The 18927-nt window shown below is 73.8% G+C and carries 18 protein-coding genes; 8 read left to right on the top strand and 10 right to left on the bottom strand.

Annotated elements, in window-relative coordinates; all coding sequences use genetic code 11:
- Positions 1-17 precede the first annotated feature (17 nt).
- Together O2W15_RS02810 and O2W15_RS02815 are read left to right on the top strand one after the other, a co-directional pair.
- Entirely contained in the window at positions 18-2408 is a 2391-nt protein-coding gene (locus O2W15_RS02810; RefSeq protein ID WP_269164972.1) for an MMPL family transporter, read from the top strand.
- Positions 2405-3211, top strand: a complete 807-nt coding sequence (locus O2W15_RS02815) for an LmeA family phospholipid-binding protein (protein WP_269178299.1) — start codon at positions 2405-2407, stop codon at positions 3209-3211. Before O2W15_RS02810 ends, O2W15_RS02815 begins: the two co-directional genes overlap by 4 nt.
- 13 nt (positions 3212-3224) lie before the next feature.
- On the opposite strand, the gene O2W15_RS02820 is transcribed toward O2W15_RS02815, so the two are convergent.
- Positions 3225-4076 (bottom strand): mechanosensitive ion channel family protein, encoded by an 852-nt coding sequence (locus tag O2W15_RS02820; RefSeq protein ID WP_269178300.1) that lies wholly within the window; start codon positions 4074-4076, stop codon positions 3225-3227.
- 139 nt (positions 4077-4215) lie between these two features.
- Here O2W15_RS02820 and O2W15_RS02825 point away from each other — a divergent pair, with 139 nt between their 5' ends.
- A complete protein-coding gene (locus O2W15_RS02825) occupies positions 4216-4698 on the top strand; it encodes a hypothetical protein (protein ID WP_269164975.1) in 483 nt (160 codons plus the stop codon).
- Between the two features lie 123 nt (positions 4699-4821).
- On the opposite strand, the gene O2W15_RS02830 is transcribed toward O2W15_RS02825, so the two are convergent.
- Both O2W15_RS02830 and ychF read right to left on the bottom strand, forming a co-directional pair.
- On the bottom strand, positions 4822-6165 hold the full coding sequence (locus tag O2W15_RS02830) for a GntP family permease (RefSeq protein ID WP_269164977.1): 1344 nt from the start codon (positions 6163-6165) through the stop codon (positions 4822-4824).
- Positions 6166-6294: 129 nt separating this feature from the next.
- Entirely contained in the window at positions 6295-7368 is a 1074-nt protein-coding gene (gene ychF, locus O2W15_RS02835; protein WP_269164978.1) for a redox-regulated ATPase YchF, read from the bottom strand.
- Between the two features lie 132 nt (positions 7369-7500).
- Here ychF and O2W15_RS02840 point away from each other — a divergent pair, with 132 nt between their 5' ends.
- Positions 7501-7860, top strand: a complete 360-nt coding sequence (locus tag O2W15_RS02840; protein ID WP_269178301.1) for a cupin domain-containing protein — start codon at positions 7501-7503, stop codon at positions 7858-7860.
- Positions 7861-7902: 42 nt separating this feature from the next.
- On the opposite strand, the gene O2W15_RS02845 is transcribed toward O2W15_RS02840, so the two are convergent.
- The 7 genes from O2W15_RS02845 to O2W15_RS02875 all read right to left on the bottom strand — a co-directional run bounded on the left by O2W15_RS02845 (position 7903) and on the right by O2W15_RS02875 (position 14786).
- Positions 7903-9102 carry an HNH endonuclease signature motif containing protein gene (locus O2W15_RS02845; RefSeq protein ID WP_269178302.1) on the bottom strand — a complete coding sequence of 400 codons (1200 nt, stop codon included), beginning with the start codon at positions 9100-9102 and terminating at the stop codon, positions 7903-7905.
- A 133-nt stretch (positions 9103-9235) separates the two neighbouring features.
- The gene (locus tag O2W15_RS02850) at positions 9236-9856 is read right to left on the bottom strand and encodes a response regulator (protein WP_442928854.1); all 621 of its coding nucleotides are present in this window, start codon (positions 9854-9856) and stop codon (positions 9236-9238) included.
- An 82-nt stretch (positions 9857-9938) separates the two neighbouring features.
- On the bottom strand, positions 9939-11177 hold the full coding sequence (locus tag O2W15_RS02855) for a sensor histidine kinase (protein WP_269178303.1): 1239 nt from the start codon (positions 11175-11177) through the stop codon (positions 9939-9941).
- The gene (locus O2W15_RS02860) at positions 11174-11998 is read right to left on the bottom strand and encodes an ABC transporter permease (RefSeq protein ID WP_269178304.1); all 825 of its coding nucleotides are present in this window, start codon (positions 11996-11998) and stop codon (positions 11174-11176) included. The genes O2W15_RS02855 and O2W15_RS02860 overlap by 4 nt, the downstream gene beginning before the upstream one ends.
- The gene (locus O2W15_RS02865) at positions 11995-12897 is read right to left on the bottom strand and encodes an ABC transporter ATP-binding protein (RefSeq protein ID WP_269178305.1); all 903 of its coding nucleotides are present in this window, start codon (positions 12895-12897) and stop codon (positions 11995-11997) included. Before O2W15_RS02865 ends, O2W15_RS02860 begins: the two co-directional genes overlap by 4 nt.
- Before the next feature lie 99 nt (positions 12898-12996).
- Positions 12997-13824 (bottom strand): ABC transporter permease, encoded by an 828-nt coding sequence (locus O2W15_RS02870; RefSeq protein WP_269178306.1) that lies wholly within the window; start codon positions 13822-13824, stop codon positions 12997-12999.
- On the bottom strand, positions 13821-14786 hold the full coding sequence (locus tag O2W15_RS02875) for an ABC transporter ATP-binding protein (protein WP_269178307.1): 966 nt from the start codon (positions 14784-14786) through the stop codon (positions 13821-13823). Before O2W15_RS02875 ends, O2W15_RS02870 begins: the two co-directional genes overlap by 4 nt.
- Before the next feature lie 103 nt (positions 14787-14889).
- On the opposite strand from O2W15_RS02875, the gene O2W15_RS02880 reads away from it, so the two are divergent.
- The 4 genes from O2W15_RS02880 to O2W15_RS02895 all read left to right on the top strand — a co-directional run bounded on the left by O2W15_RS02880 (position 14890) and on the right by O2W15_RS02895 (position 18903).
- On the top strand, positions 14890-15663 hold the full coding sequence (locus tag O2W15_RS02880; protein ID WP_269178308.1) for a TetR/AcrR family transcriptional regulator: 774 nt from the start codon (positions 14890-14892) through the stop codon (positions 15661-15663).
- Between the two features lie 79 nt (positions 15664-15742).
- Positions 15743-17245, top strand: a complete 1503-nt coding sequence (locus O2W15_RS02885; protein WP_269178309.1) for an Ada metal-binding domain-containing protein — start codon at positions 15743-15745, stop codon at positions 17243-17245.
- Positions 17242-17775: a methylated-DNA--[protein]-cysteine S-methyltransferase gene (locus tag O2W15_RS02890; RefSeq protein ID WP_269178310.1), complete on the top strand. Its 534-nt coding sequence runs from the start codon at positions 17242-17244 to the stop codon at positions 17773-17775. The genes O2W15_RS02885 and O2W15_RS02890 overlap by 4 nt, the downstream gene beginning before the upstream one ends.
- 57 nt (positions 17776-17832) lie before the next feature.
- Complete coding sequence (locus O2W15_RS02895; RefSeq protein WP_269161689.1) at positions 17833-18903, top strand: DNA recombination protein RmuC; 1071 nt, start codon at positions 17833-17835, stop codon at positions 18901-18903.
- Positions 18904-18927: the final 24 nt, after the last annotated feature.

Genomic DNA, 18927 nt, shown 5'->3' on the forward strand with positions numbered 1-18927 from the left:
CGAGGCTGGAGGCCCCGGTGCCAGCCACGGCCGTCCCGCGTTGGCTCACCGCGCTGGCCGCCGCCGTCCGATGGGCGACCCGACCAGCCCGGTACGCGCTGCGGCGGGCCGCCCGCGCCTACCGGGACGCCGTCGTCAAGGCCCGCTGGTTCGTGGTGGTGGGGTGGCTCCTGCTGACCGTGGTGGTGTCGACGTCCCTCCCCACCGCCGGCGGCGGGGGCGGCGCCGACATCGGCAACCTGCTGCCGGAGGGCAGCCCGGCGGCCGCCGTCCAGGAACGGTCCCTGGAGCTGTTCCGGGTGCCGGTGCTCTCCCAGACCTCCGTGGTGGTGCACGACCCCGACGGCCTCAGCGTCCTCACCCAGGCCGACATCGCGCTGTGGGCGGCCACCCACACGCAGGCGTACATCGACGGCAACGTGCCGCCCGGGCGCGGACAGATCGTCGCCGCCGTCCCGCTGCCCACCTCGACGCCGGAGACCTCGGTCACCTACCTGTACGTCTCCAACTACACGTCGCTGGAACGGACCAGGGACCTGGCCCGCGAGTACGCCGCCCACTTCCACAACCAGAGCTCGGTGCAGACCTACGTCGCCGGTGTGGTGCCGGCCCAGGTCGCCCAGGCTGACTACCTCGAGTCCCGGCTGCACCTGTTCGAGGTCGCGACCCTGGTGCTGATCGCCCTCGTCGTCGGGCTCACCTTCCGCTCGGTCGTGGCGCCCTTCGTCGTCCTGCTGGCCGCCGGGCTGGGGTACCTGGTCGCCATCCGCAGCCTCGGGGTGCTCGCCGCGGCGCTGGGCTTCGCGCTCCCCGACCAGCTGCAGCCGCTGATCGCCGCGCTGTTGATCGGGGTGGTCACCGACTACTGCGTGCTGTTCTTCGCCGGCCTCCGGCAGCAGCTGGACCGGGGGCTCCCGCGGCTGGAGGCGACCCGGCGGGCGGTGCGCACCAACGCGCCGATCATCGCCGTCGCCGGGATCACGGTCGCGGCCGGCACCGCGGCCCTGCTGGCCGCGGACTTCGAGCTGTTCCAGGCCTTCGGGCCGGCGCTGTCGCTGACCGTCGTCATCGGGGTGCTGGTGTCGCTGACCCTGGTGCCGGCCCTGATGGCGATCCTGGGCGAGCGGCTCTTCGGGCTGGGGACCCTGCGCACCTCACGCCGCCCCCCGAGCCGGCGCGGGAACAGCTGGCTGCTCCGGATCGTCGTCGACCGGCGCGGCGCGACGGTGGCGACGCTGCTGGCCACCGGTGTGCTGCTCCTGGCCGCGGCGCCGCTGCTGCAGATGCGCCTGGACCTGTCCTTCACCTCGGGCCTGCCGGCCGACGACCCGGTGAGCCGGGGCGCGGCGGTGCTCGAGGACTCCGGGATCCGGGGGGTCATCGCCCCCACCGAGGTGATCGTCGAGGGCGACGCGGTCATCGAGCAGCGGGCGGAGCTGGAGGAGCTGCAGCAGGCCATCGCGGCCCAGCCGGGGGTGGCCGAGGTGCTCGGCCCGGCCCAGAACCCGCTCCCCGACGGCTTCGGCGTCGTCTTCTCCCCCGACGGCGACGCCGCCCGCTTCGTCGTGATCCTGGACAGCGACCCCCTTGCCGCACCGGCGATCAGCGACCTGCGCGGGCTCACCGACCAGCTGGACACCCTGGCCGCAGAGGCCGGGCTGCAGGACGCCGAGGTGGCGGTGACCGGGCAGACCGCGATCGCCGCTGAGCTCGCCGCGATCACCCGGGAGAACCTCCAGATCACGCTGACCGCGGTGCTGCTGGTGGAGCTGCTGATCCTGATCGTGTACCTGCGCGCACTCTGCGCCCCGCTGGTGCTGATGGCCTGCAGCGCGCTGGGCGTCGCGGCGGCGCTCGGGCTGAGCGTCCTGCTCTTCCAGGTGGTGCTCGGCGACCCCGGGCTGGCCTTCTACGTCCCGTTCGCGACCGCCGTGCTGCTGCTGGCGCTGGGGTCGGACTACAACGTGTTCGCCGTCGGCTCCATCTGGGAGGCGGCCACCCGACATCCGCTGAGCAAGGCGATCATGCTGGCGATGCCGGCCACGTCCCGGGCGATCAGCGCGGCCGGCCTCATCCTCGCGGCCACCTTCGGGATGGTGGCGATCATCCCGCTGCAGACGTTCCGGCAGGTCGCGTTCACCATGGCCGCCGGGTTGCTCATCGACACGTTCCTGATCCGCCCGGTGCTCACCCCGGCGGTGCTCACCCTGATGGGGCGGGCGGCCAGCTGGCCCAGCAAGCGGATCCGCACCGAGTCGGTGCCGGTCGACGAGCTGCGCCGCACCGGGGCCGCGGGAGCCCGGAGCGGGGGCCCGGAGGTGGTGCGGGACGAGTCGCTGGAGGACCAGGTACGGGACGACGAGGCACGCGAGAGCCTGCCCGCCGGCGCGGAGGTGGGACGACGGTGACCGCTGGCGGCGAGCCCGCGCACGACGGCTGGGTCGACTCGGACGTCGGCGGGGCGACCGCCCACGGGAAGACCGCACCACGCCCTCGGCCGGCACTGCGGACCGTGGTCGTGGGGGTGGCCGTGGTGGTGGGCACGCTGCTGCTGCTGTGGGGCACCGACCGGCTGGCCCGGTGGGGGGCCGAGTCGCTCCTGGCGCGCGACATCCAGCAGGCGACCGGCGTCGCCGACCGTCCGCAGGTCCAGGTGCACGGCGCGTTCTTCCTGCTCCAGGCGGTGGACGGCCGCTACGACGACGTCGAGGTCAGCATCCGCGAGGTGTCGTCGGGGCCGATGTCGGTCGACGCGGTGTACGCCCGGCTCTCCGGCGTGCACATCTCCTTCCACGACCTCCTCACCCAGGAGCCCGCGCCGGTGTGGATCGAGCGGTCGGTTGGGGAGGCGTTCCTGGGCTACGACGACCTCAACCGCTACCTCGAGGTCACCGGGCGCCCGGTCAGCCTCGGGCCGGCACCCGGGGAGGAGGTGCAGCTGACCGGGACGGTCGACCTCCTCGGCCAGTCCGTGTCGGCCTCCACACTGGCCCAGCTGTCGCCGCAGGGCGGGGCGCTGTCGATCGCCCCGACCGCACTGGACACCGAGTCCGACCTCGCCCCGGCCAGCCGGCTGCTGCTCGGGCAGCGGTTCTCGCTGCGGGTGCCGCTGGACCCGTTGCCCTTCGGCCAGGAGCTCACCGCGATCGAGGGTGCGGCGGAGGGGCTGGTGGTGCGCGCCCGGGGCACCGACGTCGTCATCCGGCCCTGACCCCGGGCGCCGGTCAGTCCTGCTCCCCGGACCAGAGGACCCGCTGGGGGAACGGGATGGTCATGCCGGCCTGGTCCAGCGCGGACTTCACGGAGATGGCGACGCCGCTGCGCACCCGCCAGCGGCTGGCGATGTCCGCGGGGTGCCACCAGCGCACCGCGAGGTTGATCGAGGAGTCGCCGAACTCCTCCACCCACACCTCCGGCGGCGGGGTGTCCGCGACCCCGTCCGCGGCGGCGCAGGCGGCCAGCAGCACCTCCCGAGCGCGGACCAGGTCCGTGTCGTAGGCCAGCCCGACGGTCAGCGTCGTCCGGTTCAGCGGGGTGCTGGTGTAGTTGATGATCGGGTTCTTGAGCACCTCGGCGTTGGGCAGGTACACGATCAGGCCGTCGTAGGTCTGCAGCACCGTCGTCCGGAGGTTGACGTCGGTGACGACGCCCTCGAAGTCGCCGCTGGCGACCTGGTCGCCCAGCCGCAGGGGACGGCGGATCTGCAACATCACCCCGGCGATCAGGTTCTGCAGCATGTCCTGGGCGGCGAACGCGATGGCGATGCCGCCCACGCCGAGGGCGCCGAGCAGCGGGCCGATCTGCACACCGAGCAGGTCCAGGGCGTAGACGATGCCGACGGCGACCGCGACCAGGCCGAGGAAGCGACCGGCGACGAGCCCGACGTGCCGGTTCGCGTCGCGGTCGAGGGCGCGGACCAGCAGCCGCCGCAGCAGCACCGCGAGCAGGATGGAGGCGAGGAAGACCGCCAGCGCCTGGAGGACCTCGCTGACCGCGATGTCGTCCTCGACGACGACGTCGACGTCCTCGACCGCGGCCGCAGCCAGGACGTCGAGCAGGTGCAAGTCGACCGGCATGCGAGGAGGATGCTCCAGGAGGCCGCGGATCAGTCATCCGCGCCGCGCCCTCGGGCCGTGGGTGGCGGGCAGGTCACGCTGACGTGAAGCTTTCCCCGCACCGGGCGCGAAGTGATCTGGATCACATTACGCTCCCGGCATGGCCACTACTCCCACCCGCACCCGCCGCCTGGCGTCCGGCCTCGCCGCCGCCGGCCTGCTGCTCGTCCCGCTCTCTGCCTGCTCTGACGAGCCCGTGGACGATGCCACGAGCGCACTGGACACCGCGACCGAGACCCCAGCCGAGGGGGAGACGAGCGAGCCGACGATGACGGACGACTCCGCCACCGCCACCGAGACCGACGCCATGGCGACCGAGACCGGGGGCGCCACGAGCACCGAGTCCGGCGTGGAGTGCTCCGGGAGCTCCTGCGTGGTCACGCTCTCCGGCGACGGCACCGAGGTGGACGTGCTCGGCACGACCGTGACCCTCGGGCAGGTCCAGGACGGCCGGGCCACCGTCGGCATCGCCGGCCAGGAGGTCTCCTGCAGCGAGGGCGAGAGCGTGTCGGCCGGGCCGCTCAACCTCGAGTGCACGACCGTCACGCCCGAGAACGTCGTCATGACCGCGACCCTGGGCTGACCCGCCCCGCCTCGTCCGGGCGACCCGTGGCGACCAGCTCCAGCTCCTCGACCAGCTCCTGGACGACGTGCAGGACGAGCTGCACGTCGTCCGGGAGCCCCTAGGCAGGCCTCGCTGGACCCGCTAGGCGATGAGCGCCACCGCCATGACCATCGGCAGCGAGACGACCGAGGCGATGGAGGTGCCCATGGTCAGGGTCTTGAAGGTCCCCTGGGTCGACAGCCCCAGCAGTGATTTGTACATCCAGAAGAAGTTGCTGTTGACCTGCAGCGCGAACATCGCACCCGAGGCGATGGCGAGACCGATGACGATCGGTGCCACGTCGATCGACCCGAGCACCGGGCCGATGATCCCGGCGGCCGCGATCGCCGCCACCGACACCGACCCGATCGCCAGGTGCAGCACCGCCGCGATCAGCCAGGCGAGCAGGATGCTGAGGACGACCGGCGCCGCGGCGTCGGCAGCGAAGAGACCGGCCAGGATCGTGTCGAGCCCGGTCTCCCCGATGACGGCCCCTAGGGACCCGCCGATGCCGGTGATGAGCAGGATCGCGCCGGTGGTGTGGAAGCCCTCGCTCATCGCGGTCTCCGTGCCCGCCGAGCCCAGCGTGCGCCGGCAGAGCACATAGGCCCCGACCAGGCCGAGGAACAGGGCGAAGTTCGCGTCGCCGAGGAAGGCGATGAAGTCGTTGGAGAACTCCAGGAGCTCCGCGAACGCGCCGAACGCGATCAGCACCAGCGGCACGAGGATCGGCAGCAGGCTCACGAGCAGCGGAGGCGTCGACCTCTCCTCCTCGACCAGCTCAGCGCTCTCCTGCTCGGCCATGGCCTCGTCCACCTGCTCGTCCGTGGCCGAGTTCCAGTAGCGGCCACGCAGGAGCAGCCGGAGGACGATCGTCGTCACGATCGCGGTCAACGGCCCCAGCACGAAGCCGTAGACCAGCCAGGTCCCGAGTGGGACGTCGAGCAGGCCCGCGATGGAGATCGCGGCCAGTCCCGGGATCACGAAGACGTAGCCGGCGAAGATCCCGGCCCCGAGCGCACCGGCCATGAGGGGCAGGCCGGTCCGGCCGATGAACGGCGCCGTCGACCGCGCCACAGGCGAGGCCAGCACGACCTGCACGTCCACGTAGATCGACGGGAAGACCGTCGACATCGCCGCCGTCAACGCGTACGGGAGCCGCTGCGCGCCGACCCGGCTGACGAGCAGCGCCACCATCTTCCGGAAGGCGCCCACCGCGTGGAGCAGTGCCCCGATGAGCACGCCGAAGCCGATGAGCAGGCCGACCTCGGCCATGATCTCGCCGAAGCCGGTCGCGATCGCCACCAGCGTCGCCGCGAAGCCGACACCCGTCGCGAGGCCGAGGTAGAGCGACCCGATGATCAGCGAGATGACCGGGTCGACCTTGGCCTTGATGATGAGCAGGACGATGACGGCGATCGCTATCGCGGTGTGCGCCACGACCATGAACAGGTCCTCCGGGTACGGGGAGTGGCGCGGTCACCACCGCCGTCGCCACGTTGAGTGCTCACCTTGGCACCGATCGTCCGCAGCCGCGGGCTGGCGCACGGTCGGGGGCAGAGCACCCAGCGATGGCTAGACGTTGAAGCGGAACTCCACGACGTCGCCGTCGGCCATGACGTAGTCCTTGCCCTCGATCCGCACCCAGCCCTTGGACTTGGCCTCGGCCATCGAGCCGGCCTCCATCAGCTGGTCGAAGCCGACGATCTCGGCCTTGATGAAGCCGCGCTGGAAGTCGGTGTGGATGACGCCGGCCGCCTCGGGGGCGGTGGCGCCGACCGGGATCGTCCAGGCCCGCGACTCCTTGGGCCCGGCGGTCAGGTAGGTCTGCAGGCCCAACGTGCGGAAGCCGACAGAGGCCAGCTGGTCCAGCCCCGGCTCGTCCTGGCCGATGGAGGCCAGCAGCTCGGCGGCCTCGTCGTCGGGCAGCTCGATCAGCTCGGACTCGGTCTGCGCGTCGAGGAAGATCGCCTCCGCCGGGGCGACCAGGGCCCGCAGCTCGTCGAGCACCTCACTGTTGGCCAGCTCGTCGGCGTCGACGTTGAAGACGTACAGGAACGGCTTGGTGGTCAGCAGGGTCAGCTCACGCAGCGGCTCCGCGTCGACACCGGCGGCGAACAGCGTCTTGCCGCTGTCGAGCACCTCCTGCGCCGCGACGGCGGCGTCGTGCAGGACCTTGCGGTCCTTCTCCTTGCGCGACTCCTTCTCCAGCCGCGGGATCGCCTTCTCCAGCGTCTGCATGTCGGCGAGGATCAGCTCGGTGTTGATCGTCTCGATGTCGTCGGACGGGGAGACCTTGCCCTCGACGTGCACCACGTCCGGGTCGGTGAACACCCGGATCACCTGGCAGATCGCGTCGCTCTCCCGGATGTTGGCCAGGAACTTGTTGCCCAGGCCCTGCCCCTCGCTGGCGCCGCGCACGATGCCGGCGATGTCCACGAAGGACACCGTCGCCGGGATGATCTTCTGCGAGCCGAAGACCTCGGCCAGCTTCGCCAGCCGCGGGTCGGGGACGCCGACCACGCCGACGTTGGGCTCGATCGTCGCGAACGGGTAGTTCGCCGCGAGCACGTCGTTCTTGGTCAGGGCGTTGAAGAGGGTCGACTTGCCGACGTTGGGCAGGCCGACGATCCCGATGGTGAGACTCACGCGTACTCCTCGCTTCGCTCGTCGTCCGCGTTCGTCCGGACTGCTGTGTGCATTGGCCGAGCTCGCAAGCTCGCTCGGGCAGGACCACCTTACGGGCGTTGACGCGCTCCCCCGGTGGGCGAGGATGAGCAGGTGCCCGAACCCGTGGATCTCGCCGCCGTCCTCAGCACCGTCGACCAGCCGTGGTCACCCCGCACCGTCGCCGTGCTGAACGACTACGACCTGCGCGTCGTGCACACCCGCGGCGAGTTCACCCGGCACAGCCACCCGGAGACCGACGAGGTGTTCCTCGTCCTCTCCGGCTCGCTGACGATCCGGATGGACGACGGCGACGTCACCCTCGGCCCGGGTCAGCTGCACGTCGTGCCGAAGGGCACCCCGCACCAGCCGTACAGCCCGGACGGCGCCCAGGTGCTCCTGATCGAGCCGAGCGCGACGGTCAACACCGGCGACACCCCCAGCGAGCTGACCGCCGAGCGCAGGGTCGTCTGAGGAGCGGTCCGTCCGAGTGCAGGACCGTTCGAGTGCAGGCCGCTACAGCAGCGGACCGATGAGGATCTCGGTGCCGTCAGGGCGGTAGGTGCGCCATCGCCCGTCCGGTGGGCGTTCCACCCGGAAGCCGTGATGCACCTTGGTGTGGTGGCGTTCGCAGAGAAGCGCTGAGTTCTGCAGGTTGGTCTCGCCGCCGTGCAGCCAGTGGATGAGGTGGTGCACGTCGCACCACCAGGACGGGGCGCCGCAGCCGGCGAACACGCAGGACTTGTCCCGCCGCTCGACCGCCTTGCGCAGCCCGGGGGTGACCACCCGGTGGTCTCTCCCCAGGTCCAGCGGGACCCCGTCGGGGCCCATGACGATGCGGGAGACGCTGGCGTCGCAGGCGATCCAGCGGGCCCGCGCCGCGGAGATCGTCGCCCCGAAGCCGGTGCTCGCCGCCCCCGGGCCGGTGGCCGGGTCGACCAGGTCGTCCAGGTCGATGCCCACCACCACGTGCGGCTTCACCGTCCGCAGGATCGGCAGGTCCCCGCTGGCCAACTGGTTGTCACACAGCTGCACGAGGGCGTCGGCGTTCTGCTGAGCCCGGGTCCGCGCATCGCCCTGGGGGCGGTCGGCCTGCACGATCGACTCGATCGCCGCCTGCACCTTCTCCCCACCCACGGCATCAAGGTCGAACCGGCCGGTGACGCTGCCGTCGGCGTGCTTCGCGATCGTGAGCCGGCGACCCTCGGTGGGGTCGGGCTCCGGACCGTCGGGGTCCAGCGCGTCCTCGAACGCCTGCACCGCAGCCACCAACGACTGGTGCGGCGACTCGGCCGCTACCTGCGCCCACACCCGATCGAACGCGGCAAGGTCGATCGCCTGCTCCTCGGCTCGAGCCCGCTCCCGCTCCCCCACCGCAGCGGCGACCACGTCCATCTGCGCCGCCGTCACCGCACCCTCGGCGAACCCGGCCGCCAGCGCCGGGAAGTGCTCCAACGCCCGACCCGACCGCAGGACCCGCGACGCGTCGCTCGCCGACAGCCGCGCATGCCCGATCAACCACGACCGCATCGACTTCAACCCGTCGTGCTCGGCGGCCTGGGTGGTGTCCGCGCGGCGCACGGTGCGGGTGAGCTCCGCGGCGACCCGGTTCTGCACGGCCACCAACTCCGCGACCCGGTCCAGCACGCCGCCGTCCGTCAACCCGTGCAGCTCCTCGGCCGCCAAGGCGTCCAGAGCTGACATCAACTCGCTCACGGACACCTCCCGACGTATTCGAACGTGTGTACGAATACTACCGCCGTCGAGGACCCCGGGCAACACGAATCCCCAGGTCAGGAGCCTGTCCACAGATGCGAGCAGGCTCTTGACAGACCCGCTCCAGTCACGGTCAGCCGGCCGAGCCGGGGCCCGCCAGCAGGCCGCGCTCGACCGCGACCAGGACCGCCCGCGTGCGGTCGTCGACCCCGAGCTTGGCGAACACCCGGAGCAGGTGCGTCTTCACCGTCGCCTCACCGATGAACAGCTCCCGGCCGATGTCGGCGTTGGTCAGCCCGCGCGCCACCCCGGACAGCACCTGCAGCTCCCGGGCCGTCGGCGCCTCGGCCGCCGGCGCCCGCAGCCGGGACACCAGCCGGGCCGCGACCGGCGGCGCCAGCACGGTCTCCCCACGGGCCGCTGCCCGCACCGCGTCGGCCAACTGCGCCAACGGCGTGTCCTTGAGCAGGTAGCCGGTGGCCCCGGCCTCCACCGCGCGCACGATGTCGGCGTCGGTGTCGTAGGTGGTCAGCACCAGCACCCGCACACCCGGGTGTGCGGCGGAGATCCGGCCGGTCGCCGTGACGCCGTCCATCCGCGGCATCCGCAGGTCCATCAGGACGACGTCCGGCTGTTGCTCGGCGACCGCCGCGAGCGCAGCCAGCCCGTCGCCGGCCTCCCCCACGACCTCCAGGTCCGGCTGGGCGGCCAGCCAGCCGACCAGCCCGCCGCGCACGACAGGGTGGTCGTCCACCACCAGGATCCTGATCACCCTCGCTCCGTTCCGGTCGCCGGCGTTCCCCGGGGTGCGCGCTCGACGTGCGTCTCCGCGGTGGTCATCGCGCCGGCACCTGCACCGTGACCCGGGTGCCCTCCCCCGGGGCCGAGACGACGTCGACCGCGCCACCCACCTGCTCGGCCCGGTCCCGCAGCCCGGCCAGCCCGACGCCGTCCCCCGCGGCCGGGTCGAAGCCCACCCCGTCGTCGGAGACGTGCACCGACACCTGCCCCGCCTCCCCCACCCCGATCCGCAGCACCACCGCGCTGGCCGCGGCGTGCCGGCGGACGTTGGCCAGCGCCTCCTGCGCTCCCCGCAGCAGCACGATCTCCTCCGCCCGGGTCAGGCCGGCGTCGTCCGCCAGCGCAGCGGTGTCCAGCCGGGTGGGCAGGCCGGTCTCCCGGCCGAACCGTTCGGCGAGCCGTTCCAGCGCCTCCCGCAACGTCGAGGAGTCCAGCGCCACCGGCGCGAAGGCGGCGACCATCGCCCGGGCCTCGGCCAGGTTCTCCCGGGCGACCTCCTCGATCAGCGCCACCCGCTCCGCGGCCGCACCCGGGTCGCCGGGCAGCTGCCCGGCGGCGGTCTGGGCCAGGACGACGATGCTCGTGTAGCCCTGCGCGAGGGTGTCGTGCACCTCGCGGGCCCATCGCTCCCGCTCCGCGGCGACGCCCTGCTCACGGTGCGCCGCGGCGAGTTCGGCGCGGGTCGCCTCCAGCTCCTGGATCAGCGACGCTCGCTCGCGACTCTGCGCCAGCACGCGGCTCAGCCACAGGCCCAACGCCAGGCTGAACACCAGACCGACCGAGGTCTGCACGACGCCCGACAGCGGCTCGGTGCCGCGGCTCCAGGAGACCGCCGGCCCGGCCGTGCTGGCCAGCGCGAGGAGCACCGTCCAGGTGACGCCCGGCCGGGCCGACTCGACGAGGAACCACACCTGCGAGTAGGCCAGGAAGAGCAGGAACAGCAGCTCAGGTGCGTGCCAGCCGAGCACGGTGAAGACCGCCACCAGGACAGCGAGGTAGCCGACCGCGCGCCGAGAGTGGTCGTCGCCGATGGCCGGGGCGCCGAGCACCGAGTAGGCGACCACCAGCACCCCGAGGGCGCCGAGGGTGACCGTGCGCGACCCCTCCACCCGAGCCACGAAGGTGGCCAGCACGGCGACGCCGATCATCACCACGAAGACGACGTGGAGGCCGACCACCGTGGCGCGCCAGGCGTGGTCGGACAGCGGCGCGCCGCCGTCGTCCCCACCACGGGCGGGGACGACGGCGGCGCGGAGCCGGGAGCCGACGGTCATCCGTCGGCCCGGCGCCAGCGGAACGTGCGCACGCACACCATGACGCCGATGATCACCCATGCCACCAGCACCAGGGCGGTCATCCCGTGCTCCCACCCGCCGGCGACCTCGAAGGCGGCCGCCTGCTCGGGCAGGAACGCCGAGCGCATCCCCTGGGTCAGCCACTTCAGCGGGAACACCGCCGCGACCTGCTGCATCCAGCCCGGCAGCTCGGGGAAGGCGAAGAAGACGCCGGAGAAGAACTGCAGCACGATCGCGAACGCCGAGATCGAGGTGGTCAGCGAGCTCGCACTGCCCGGCAGCGCCGAGACCGCGATGCCGAGCACCGTGCCGGCGAGCGCGCCGAGCGCGGCGACCCAGAGGAACGTCAGCCAGTGCCCGAGGTCGACCGGCAGCGGCACGTCGTAGCCGTAGCGGGCCACCGGCAGCAGCAGCGCCAGCTGCGCCGCGGTGGTCACCAGCACCTGCCCGGCCTTGCCGGCGAAGTAGGCCGCCGGCGGCGTCCCCAGCAGCTGCAGCCGCTCCAGCTGGCTGGCCTCGCGTTCGTCGGCGATCGCCGTCCCGACCGCCTGGAAGCTGGTCAGCATGATGCCGGTGGCCGCGATCCCGGCCAGGAAGTACTGCGGGAACGGCACCCCGCCGGGCAGCACGTCACCGCCGAGCACCGAGCCGAAGACGACCATCATCACGACCGGGTAGGCGAAGGAGAACACCACCTGCTGGCGCTCCCGGGCGAACAGCCGCAGCTCCACGCCGACCCGGGCCAGCGCGATGTGGGCGGTCGAGGGCGGTGCGGGGCGGGCAGTGGTCAGGACGGTCATCGGGGCTCTCCTCCGGGGGTGCCGACCAGCTGGAGGTAGACGTCCTCCAGGTCGGGGCGGGTGACGGTCAGACCGGGGACCTCGCCGTGCGGGGAGGCGGCGAGCAGGTCGCGCAGGACTGCGGCGGGGGTCTCGGTGGGCACCGCGCGCCAGCCGCCGTCCTCCCGCCAGCGCACCGTGGCCTGCCGGCGCAGCGGCGCACCGAGCTCGGCCGGCGGGGCGACCTCGACCAGCCGGCCACCGGCGATCACCCCGACCCGGTCGGCGAGCTCGGCGGCCTCGTCCAGGTAGTGGGTGGTCAGCAGCACCGTCGTCCCACCGGCCCGCAGGTCACGCACGAGCTGCCAGAACTGCCGGCGGGCCACCGGGTCCATCCCGGTGGTCGGTTCGTCGAGGAAGACCAGCTCGGGCCGGCCCTGCACCCCGAGGGCGACCGCGAGCCGGCGCCGCTGGCCGCCGGAGAGGCGCCCCACCCGGGTGTCGGCCTTCTCCTCCAGACCGACCGCCGCGAGCAGCTCGTCGGTGGGCCGCGGTGTGGAGGTGTACCGGGCGAAGTGGTCGAGGGTCTCCCGCACGCTCAGTGCCTGGCCGGCGCCCTCGCCCTGGCTCACCACCCCGATCCGGGCCCGCCAGGCGCGACCCGCGGTGGCCGGGTCCTCCCCCAGCACCGCGACCTGGCCGGCGTCGCGCCGCCGGACGCCCTCGAGCACCTCGATCGTCGTGGTCTTGCCCGCGCCGTTGGGCCCGAGCAGCGCGAAGCACTCCCCGCGCCGCACCTCGAGGTCCAGCCCGTCGAGGACGGCCTTCCCCCCGTAGCTCTTCCGCAGCCCGCGGACCTCGACGGCCGGGGTGAGCCCGCCGGTCGTGGTCGGCAGGGGCGCTGCCTCCGTCGTCGTCATGCCCTGACCCTGTCGCCGCACCGGGCTCGCCGGGACCACCGGAGCGTGGGTCCGCCGTCCACCGATCGGTGGACGGCGGACCCGGTCATCCGAGACTGTTCACCGCGACAGCCCCTGGAACCGGCGGATGCTGAGCGCCGCGAACACGACCGTGAGCACCAGTGGCCACCCCACCGCGAGCAGCAGGGCGTGCTCGGTCGCCCAGCCCCCGCCGGCGCCCACCGGGGCGCCGAACAGCTCCCGGACGGCGGTCACCGTGCCCGCCACCGGGTTCCACTCCGCCACCGTGGCCAGCCACCCTGGCATGGACGACGCCGCGACGAAGGCGTTGGAGAGGAAGGCGAACGGCCACACCAGGATCTGCACCGCGACGACCATCGATGGGTCCCGGGCGAGCAGCCCCAGGTAGATCCCGATCCACAGGAAGGCCAGCCGCAGCAGCACCAGCAACCCGACGGCGGCGAGCGCGGGCACGGCCCCGGCCGGCCGCCACCCGACCGCCAGCGCCGCCACCATCAGCACGGCCAGCCCGACGAGCGAGGACCCCAGGTCCGCCAGGCAGCGGCCGGCGACGACGGCCGACGAGGCCATCGGCAGTGACCGGAACCGGTCGGTGATGCCGCGTGCGGTGTCGGTGACGAGGGCGGTCATCGTCGCCTCGACCCCGAAGACCATGGCCAGGGCGAGCATCCCGGGCACCAGGAAGTCGCGGTAGTCGCCCCCGCCGGGGACCACCATGCCGCCGCCCAGCAGGTAGGTGAACATCAGCAGCAGGAGCACCGGGAACAGCGCACCCACCAGGACGGCGGCCGGTTGCCGACGCCAGTGCGCCACGTCCCGTCCGGCGACGGCCAGCGCATCGGCGACGGCCCACCGCGCCCGTTCGGCCGGACCGGGCTCGACCGGGGGCGCCTGCAGCGCGGTCATGCCGGCACCTCCGTGCGCTCGGCGTCCCGGCCGGTGATCCGCAGGTAGGCCTCGTCCAGGGTGGTCGGGCGCAGGACGACGTCGTCGACGTCGATCCCCGCCTCGTCCAGCGCGCGGACCACCGCCCCGACGACGCCCTGCCGCCGGGCCACGGGCACGACGACCCGCTCCCCTCCCCCGGCGGACGTCGACCGCGGCGCCGGACCCGCGACCCGCTCGGCCAGTCGGGCCGCCTCCGCTGCCCGCCCCGGATCGGCCACGACGAGCTCGAGCCGGTCGCCGCCGATCGCCGAGGTCAGCTCGTCGGGCGTGCCCTGCGCGACCACCCGCCCGCCGTCCAGGACGCAGACGTCGTCGGCCAGCTGCTCGGCCTCCTCCAGGTACTGGGTGGTGAGCAGGACGGTGGTGCCACCCGCCACCAGCGCCCGGATCGAGCCCCAGACGTCGCGCCGCCCGGCCGGGTCGAGCCCGGTGGTCGGCTCGTCGAGGAAGAGCACCTCCGGGGCCAGCACCAGCCCGGCGGCGATGTCCAGCCTGCGGCGCATCCCACCGGAGAAGTCGCGCACCGGCTTCGTCCCGGTGCCGAGGAGTCCGACCTGCGCGAGCAGTTCGTCCGCGCGGGTGCGGGCGGTGCGCCGGTCCAGGTGGTGCAGCCGGGCGAAGAGGACCAGGTTCTGCCGCGCGCCGAGGACGTCGTCGACAGCCGGCTGCTGGCCGATCAGACCGATCCGGCGCCGGACCGCCCGCGGGTGCCGGCTCACGTCGATGCCGGCCACCTCGACGCGGCCGCCGTCGGGGCGGACCAGGGTGGCCATGACCCGTACCGCCGTCGTCTTACCCGCCCCGTTCGGACCGAGCAGGGCACAGACCGTCCCGGACGGGACCTCCAGGTCCATGCCCTCCAGGACCACCTTCTCCCCGTACCTCTTGGTGAGCCCCACCATCGAGATCGCGCTCGTCACGGACTACCTCCGTACGCTGTACGACAACTGGTCAGACCGGCACCGTACGCCGTACGGAGACACGGCGCCAGGCCCGATCGTGCAGTGCGGGAGAGTGAGGGACATGGCGACCGAGTTCACCGGCACCGGAGACCCGGCGCGCAGCATGTCGCTGCTCTGGCGCACGCCTCCTGCCGACACCGCACGCCCGGGACCGAAGCCGTCCCTGGACGTCGACCGGATCGTGACCGCGGCCGTCCACCTGGCGGACGCCGAGGGGCTCGCCGCGCTCTCCATGCGCCGGGTGGCCACCGAGCTCGGCGTCGGGGCGATGACCCTCTACGGCCACGTGCCCGGCAAGGGCGAGCTGGTCGACCTCATGCTCGACGCGGCCCTCGGTGAGCTGTACCCCGACGACGCGGTGGTCACCTCGGGGAGCTGGCGAGCCCGCCTGACCGCCGTGGCCCGGGCCAACTGGGACTTCTTCGTCCGGCACCCCTGGGCGCTGCACCTGGCCACCGGTCGCCCGCCGCTGGGCCCCCACCTCATGCGGAAGTACGAACTGGAGCTGCGGGCCGTCGACGGGCTGGGCCTGCGGGAGGTGCAGATGGACCTCCTGGTCACGCTGGTGAACGGCTTCGTCCGCGGCACGGTCAGCGGCGTCCACGAGAAGGCCGACGTCGAGCGCGCGACCGGGGTGACCGAGGACCAGTGGTGGGCGGCGACCGAGCCCTATGTCGCCCAGGTCTTCGACGGCGAGCGCTTCCCCACCGCCGCCCGGGTCGGTCCGGTCGCCGGCGAGGAGCTCGGCGCCGGCGACCCGCACCGGTCGTTCGAGTTCGGGCTGGAGCGGCTGCTCGACGGCATCGGCGTGCTGATCAGCGACCCCACGGGCTGACCGGGACGGCGTCCCCGTCACTCACCGTGGTGTCCGAAAGCCGCCAGTCGGCCGGGCCGGACGGTGCCATGCTCGTGTCATGACCGAGGTGCTGGAACGGGGACGGCTCGACGTGGAGCACTGCTACCGCGCCGTCACCAGCCGCGACCCCCGCTTCGACGGGTGGTTCGTCACCGCGGTGCACACGACCGGGATCTACTGCCGCCCGTCCTGCCCGGCACGCACGCCGCTGGAGCACAACGTCTCCTTCCACACCACCGCGGCCTCGGCCCAGGCGGCCGGCTTCCGCGCCTGCCGCCGCTGCCGCCCGGACGCCGTCCCCGGGTCACCGGAGTGGGACGTGCGCGCCGACGTCGTCGCCCGGGCGATGCGGCTGATCGCCGACGGCGAGGTCGAGCGCGGCGGGGTCGGCGGGCTGGCGGCACGGCTGGGCTACTCCGAGCGCCAGCTGCACCGGCTGCTCACCACCGAGCTGGGGGTCGGCCCGCTGGCGCTGGCCCGCGCGCAGCGCGCCCAGACCGCCCGACTGCTGATCGAGACCACCCTGCTGCCGATGGCCGACGTCGCGTTCGCGGCCGGCTTCGCCAGCATCCGGCAGTTCAACGACACGGTGCGGTCGGTGTTCGGGACGACGCCCTCCGCGCTCCGCCCGGCCACCCCGCGCAGCGACGGCGGCACGCCGGGCTGGCTGACCCTGCGGCTGGCCGCCCGCGCGCCGTTCGCCGCCGACGAGGTGCTGCTCTTCCTCGGCGCGCACGCCACCCCGGGCCTGGAGGAGTGGGACGGGACGACGTTCTCCCGGGTCCTGGACCTCCCGCACGGCCCCGCCGTCGTCCGGCTCTCCCCCGCCCCGGACGGCGGACCGGCGGTGCTGGCCCGGCTGCGGCTGACCGAGCTGCGGGACCTCGGCGTGGCCGTCTCCCGGTGCCGGCGGCTGCTGGACCTGGACGCCGACCCCGCCGCCGTCGACGCGCTGCTCGGCGCCGACCCGGCGCTCGCCCCGCTGGTGACCGGTGCCCCGGGACGGCGGGTCCCGGCCGCCCCCGACGCGGAGGAGCTGGCGGTCCGTGCGGTGCTCGGCCAGCAGGTCTCGGTGGCCGGCGCCCGGACGCTCACCGCCCGCGTGGTCACCGCGGCGGGCCGGCCGCTGGCCGAGCCGGTCGGCACCCTCACCCACGCCTTCCCCCGCGCCGACGCCCTGGTCGACGCCGACCTGTCCGCGGTCGGCCTGACCGGGGCCCGCCGGCGCACGGTGCACACCCTGGCCGCAGCGCTGGCCACCGGCAGCGTCCCCCTCGACCCCGGCGCCGACCGCGACGAGGCCCGCCGTCAGCTGCTGGCCCTGCCCGGCATCGGCCCGTGGACGGCGGCCCTGGTCGGGTTGCGCGGGCTGGCCGACCCCGACGTCTGGCTCCCCGGTGACCTGGCGCTGCGGCGCAGTCTCGCCGCGCTCGGCAGCTCCGACGCCGACGCCGCGGCCCGCTGGCGGCCGTGGCGCTCCTACGCCGTGATGCACCTGTGGGCGCTGGCCGTCCCGTCCCTGTTCACCCGCGGCACCACTCCCGATCGGAGCCCGTCATGACCACCGCCCCCGCCCGCTACGCCTGCGTGGCGACCCCGCCCGGACCGTTCACCGTGCTCGTCACCACCGACCCCGACGGCACCGACGTCGTGCTGGCCAGCGGCTGGACCGACGACGTCGGCGAGCTGCTGCCCGTCGTACACCGCTCGCTGCGGCCGACCTGGGTGGAGCACGCCGACGAGCTGCCGGTGCTCGACGTCGTCGCCGCCTTCACCGCCGGGGACGTGACCGCGATCGACGCCGTACCCGTGCGCCAGCGTTCGGGCCCCTTCCTCACCGACGCCTGGGAGGTGCTGCGCACCGTCCCCGCGGGCCGGCCGGACACCTACGCCTCCTTCGCCGAGCGCTGCGGCCGCCCGTCGGCCGTCCGGGCCGCGGCGGGGGCGTGCGCGCGCAACGCCGCGGCGCTGTTCGTCCCCTGCCACCGGGTGCTGTCCACCGGCGGCGGCCTGGGCGGCTTCCGCTGGGGCACGCCGGTGAAGCGCTGGCTGCTGGACCACGAGGCCGAGCACGCCCCCGTCGCCGCCTGACCGGCGCGCCCGGCCGGTTCACCGGAAGTGTCGGACCCGTCGGGCAGCCTGACCGGCATGGACGCCGCCTCCCTGCTCGTCGGGCTCCTCATCGGTGCGCTCCTGGCCGCCGCCGTCACCCTCGGGCTGGTGGCCGTCCGCGGGCGGGCCGGTGCGGCGCCGGAGGCCCTCGAGCCGGTGCACGAGTCGCTGGACCACCTGCACCGGCTGCTGGCCGGCATCGAGCGCGACCGGGCCACCGCCCACGGTGAGCTGCGGGAGCAGGTCGGCACCATCGGCCAGACCTCCGCCCTGCTGCGCCAGGAGACCGCCGCCCTGGTCACCGCACTGCGCACACCGCACGTGCGCGGGCGCTGGGGCGAGCTGCAGCTGCGCCGGGTGGTGGAGGTGGCCGGGCTGCTGGAGCACTGCGACTTCGTCGAGCAGCCGTCCGGCACCACCGACCAGGGGTCCGGCGTGCGCCCCGACCTGGTCGTCACCCTGGCCGACGGCCGGCAGGTGATCGTCGACGCGAAGGTGCCGTTCACCGGGTACATCGAGGCGGTCCAGGCCACCGACCCGGCGGTGCGTGCCCAGCGGGTCGCCGACCACGCGCGGCAGCTGCGCGCCCACGTCGACATCCTCGCCGCCCGCCGGTACCCGACCGCCTTCGGCACCGCCGCGCCCTTCACGGTGCTGTTCGTCCCCTCCGACGGCTTCCTCACCACGGCGCTGGAGGCCGAGCCGGCGCTGCTCGAGCACGGCTTCGGCCGCGACGTCATCATCGCCACCCCGAGCACCCTGCTGGCCCTGCTGCGCACCGTCGCCTACTCCTGGCGACAGGAGCGGCTGGCGCACGACGCCGCCGCCGTGCTCGAGGCCGGGCGCACCGTGCACGCCCGGTTGAGCACCCTGTCCGGGCACCTGACCCGCCTCGGCTCGGCCCTGGGATCGGCGCTGACCCGGTACAACGAGACGGTCGGCTCCTACGAGCGATCGGTACTGGTGGCCACCCGCCGGTTCGACGACCTCGGCGTCGCCGCCGCCCCGGTGCCCACCCCGGCACCGGTCGAGGGCACGGTCCGCGCGCTGCGGCCGCCGTCCCCGGAGCTGCCCGGGTTCGAGGAGCGCGACGGCACCACCGGCTGACCCGGAGCCCGGGCTCGACCTGGA

The organism is Modestobacter sp. VKM Ac-2979, assembly GCF_026967995.1.
In the GTDB taxonomy this organism is placed as follows: domain Bacteria; phylum Actinomycetota; class Actinomycetes; order Mycobacteriales; family Geodermatophilaceae; genus Modestobacter.